General features: G+C 60.8%; 1 protein-coding gene. It reads right to left on the bottom strand.

Going from position 1 to position 4,054, the window contains the following annotated elements; genetic code table 11:
* Positions 1-4,054, bottom strand: a 4,054-nt coding sequence (locus C8D90_RS22135) for an Ig-like domain-containing protein (RefSeq protein WP_230473075.1), incomplete at both ends; no start/stop codon positions are given.

Raw genomic sequence — 4,054 nt, 5'->3', positions numbered from 1 at the left:
CACGCTGGTGTTGCCCGCCTTGTCGGTCGCCGTGACATAGAACGTGTGCTTGCCTTCCGACAGCAGCGCATCCGGCGTAAAGCTCCAGCTGCCGTCGCTCTTCGCCGTTACGGAGCCAATCAGCCCGCTCTGGTCGTAGATCTTCACAGTGCTGCCCGCTTCCGCCTTGCCGTTCAGCGTCGGCGTCGGGTCATCCGTGGCGCCGCCGTGCTTCAGCTCGCCCTGAACGTTGCCCACGTCGTCGTAAGCGCCGTCAATGGTCGGTTTCACCGGCGCATCGGTGTCGATGGTCAGCGTCCAGCTGTTGCTGGTCGACTCGTTGCCCATCGGGTCTTTCGCCTTCGCCGTCAGGGTATGGCTGCCCTTGCCCAGGTCAACCGACGGCGTGAAGCTCCAGCTGCCGTCGCTCTTCGCCGTGGTTTCGCCCAGCTTATTCTCGCCGTCCCAGAGGGTGACGATGCTGCCGGCCTTCGCCGTACCCACAAGCTGCGGACGCGTGTCGTCGGTCACGCCGTTCTGCGCGATGTCGCCGGTGACGCTGCCCTGGTCATCCACCACCTTCGTGATGGTTGCCTTGGTCAGGTCGCCATCCACCTTCACCGTCAGGTGTTCGCCTTCCGGCCCGGTGTTGCCCGCTTCGTCCGTTACCGTGGTCGTGAAGTCATGGTTACCATTATCCAGCGGCGCATCCGGGGTAAACGTCCACTTGCCGTCATCACCCACCGTGGCGGTGCCGATAACCTTACCGTTGTCGATAATGTTCACCGTACTGCCCGGCTCTGCCGTACCGCTGAAGGTCGGCTGACGATCATCGGTGGTTTCACCGTTTTGCAGATCGCCCGTCTTGTCGCCCACGTCGTCATGCACGGCCAGACCCTTAACGGCATCCGGCGCCGTAGCGTCGATACGGATATCAAACTCACCGGTCGGCTCGCTGGTGCGGCCCACGCCATCGGTCTGCGTGGCGGTAAAGTTGTGCTTACCGTCCGTCAGCGCGCTATCCGGCGTAAACTTCCAGTTGCCGGTGCCGTCCGCCTTGGTGCTGCCAATCGCCTTGCCGTTGTCGTACACGGTGATAGTTGCACCGGCCAGGCCGGTCCCGCTCAGGGTCGGCATGTTGTCGTTGGTCAGGTCACCCTTCTGGATGTTACCCACATTCGGTTCTACGTCGTCATAGACAGAGTTCAGCGTCGGCGGCGCCGGCGGAACGCCGTTCACCTCAATAGCGTACTCGTTAGACGGCCCGGACACGTTGCCCACCGGATCGCTTTCTTTCGCCGTAAAGGTATAGGTGCCGTTCGCCAGCGGCGTCTCCGGCTCCAGTTCCCAGGTGCCGTCGGCTTTCACCTTGGTCGAGCCAATCACCATCTCCCCGTTATAAACGGTAATGATGTTGCCTTCTTCCGCACCGGTTCCTTTAATGGTCGGGCGGTTATCATCCGTCTGTTTACCCTGGTCAACCTTGCCGGTCACAGAGCCGTAGTCGTCATAGACTTCGGTAATGGACAGCTTGGTCGGATCCGGCGGCGTAAAGTCCAGCGTCAGCTCGAAGTTATCTGAACGTACGCTGGTGTTGCCCGCCTTGTCGGTCGCCGTGACATAGAACGTGTGCTTGCCTTCCGACAGCAGCGCATCCGGCGTAAAGCTCCAGCTGCCGTCGCTCTTCGCCGTTACGGAGCCGATCAGCCCGCTCTGGTCGTAGATCTTCACGGTGCTGCCCGCTTCCGCCTTGCCGTTCAGCGTCGGCGTCGGGTCATCCGTGGCGCCGCCGTGCTTCAGCTCGCCCTGAACGTTGCCCACGTCGTCGTAAGCGCCGTCAATGGTCGGTTTCACCGGCGCATCGGTGTCGATGGTCAGCGTCCAACTGTTGCTGGTCGACTCGTTGCCCATCGGGTCTTTCGCCTTCGCCGTCAGGGTATGGCTGCCTTTGCCCAGGTCAACCGACGGCGTGAAGCTCCAGCTGCCGTCGCTCTTCGCCGTGGTTTCGCCCAGCTTATTCTCGCCGTCCCAGAGGGTGACGATGCTGCCGGCCTTCGCCGTACCCACAAGCTGCGGACGCGTGTCGTCGGTCACGCCGTTCTGCGCGATGTCGCCGGTGACGCTGCCCTGGTCATCCACCACCTTCGTGATGGTTGCCTTGGTCAGGTCGCCATCCACCTTCACCGTCAGGTGTTCGCCTTCCGGCCCGGTGTTGCCCGCTTCGTCCGTTACCGTGGTCGTGAAGTCATGGTTACCATTATCCAGCGGCGCATCCGGGGTAAACGACCACTTGCCATCATCACCCACCGTGGCGGTGCCGATAACCTTACCGTTGTCGATAATGTTCACCGTACTGCCCGGCTCTGCCGTACCGCTGAAGGTCGGCTGACGATCATCGGTGGTTTCACCGTTTTGCAGATCGCCCGTCTTGTCGCCCACGTCGTCATGCACGGCCAGGCCCTTAACGGCATCCGGCGCCGTGGCGTCGATACGGATATCAAACTCACCGGTCGGCTCGCTGGTGCGGCCCACGCCATCGGTCTGCGTGGCGGTAAAGTTGTGCTTACCGTCCGTCAGCGCGCTATCCGGCGTAAACTTCCAGTTGCCGGTGCCGTCCACTGCAGCGGTACCGATAACCTTACCGTTGTCATATACGGTGATAGTTGCACCGGCCAGGCCGGTCCCGCTCAGGGTCGGCGTGTTGTCGTTGGTCAGATCACCTTTCTGCACGTAACCAATGTTTGGTTCAGCATCATCATAGACAGAGTTCAGCGTCGGCGGCGCCGGCGGAACACCGTTAATGATAACGGCGTACTCCTTGGACGGTCCGGAGGTCAGGCCAGCCGGATCGGTCTCTTTCGCCGTAAAGGTATAGGTGCCGTTCGCCAGCGGCGTCTCCGGCTCCAGTTCCCAGGTGCCGTCGGCTTTCACCTTGGTCGATCCAATCACCTTGTTACCGTTGTAAACGGTAATGATGTTGCCTTCTTCCGCACCAGTACCCTTAATGGTCGGGCGGTTGTCATCTGTTTCTTTACCCTGCTCAACCTTGCCGGTCACAGAGCCGTAGTCGTCATAGACTTCGGTAATGGACAGCTTGGCCGGATCCGGCGGAGTCAGATCCAACGTCAGCACAAATTCATCAGACGGCTTACTGCTGTTGCCCGCTTCGTCGGTCGCCGTTACGGTGAACTTATGCTCACCTTCCGGCAGCGGCGTAGTCGGGGTAAAGCTCCAGTCACCATCGTCATTTGCCGTGACGCTGCCCAACACCTTCTCACCGTCCTTGATGGTCACGATACTGCCCGCTTCCGCAGTGCCGTTCAGGGTCGGGTTAGAATCGTCGGTTACACCGCCGTTCTTCAGTTCGCCGGTGATTGAGCCTACGTCATCAATGATAGAGCCGATAGACGGCTGCTCCGGCGCAATGGTGTCCACAACCAGATCAAACGGCGGAGTGGTCACTTCATTACCCGCCTTGTCGGTCGCCGTGGCGGTCAGGCTGTGCTCGCCTTCACCCAGATCTTCCTCTGGCGTAAAGCTCCAGGAGCCGTCCGGTTGTACGGTGGTGGTGCCCAGAACGGTCTCACCGTCCTTCACGGTCACGGTGCTGCCCGGCTTGCCTTCACCGGTAATTTCCGGACGCGTATCGTTGGTGACATCGCCCGGGTTCAGCTTACCGGTAGCAGGTTCTTTGTCGTCGATCACCGAGCCAATGCTCACTTCCACCGGCGTGGTGTCAACCTCAATCACGATCGGATCAGACGGCTTGCTGGTGTTGCCCGCCGGATCGGTGACTTCGGTGGTGATTTCATGCGGGCCCTCACCCAGCGGGGTTTCCGGGGTAAAGGTCCACTTACCGTCGTCGTCTACCGTGGCAGTACCGATGACTTCGCCGTTGTCGATGATGGTCACGGTGCTGCCCGGCTCGGCTTCGCCGTTCAGGGTCGGAGAGGCATCGTCGGTGGTGTCACCGTCTTTCACTTCGCCCTGCTTGTCGCCAACGTTATCTTCAATAACGATGTTTTCCGCCGGCTTCGGCGGTACGGTGTCGATAACAATCGGGAAGCTGCCGCTG

It is taken from the genome of Enterobacillus tribolii (genome assembly GCF_003363015.1).
GTDB lineage: Bacteria > Pseudomonadota > Gammaproteobacteria > Enterobacterales > Enterobacteriaceae > Enterobacillus > Enterobacillus tribolii.
The sequence above is the reverse complement of the archived record's forward strand: the minus strand, read 5'-3'. Positions and strand labels throughout refer to the sequence as shown.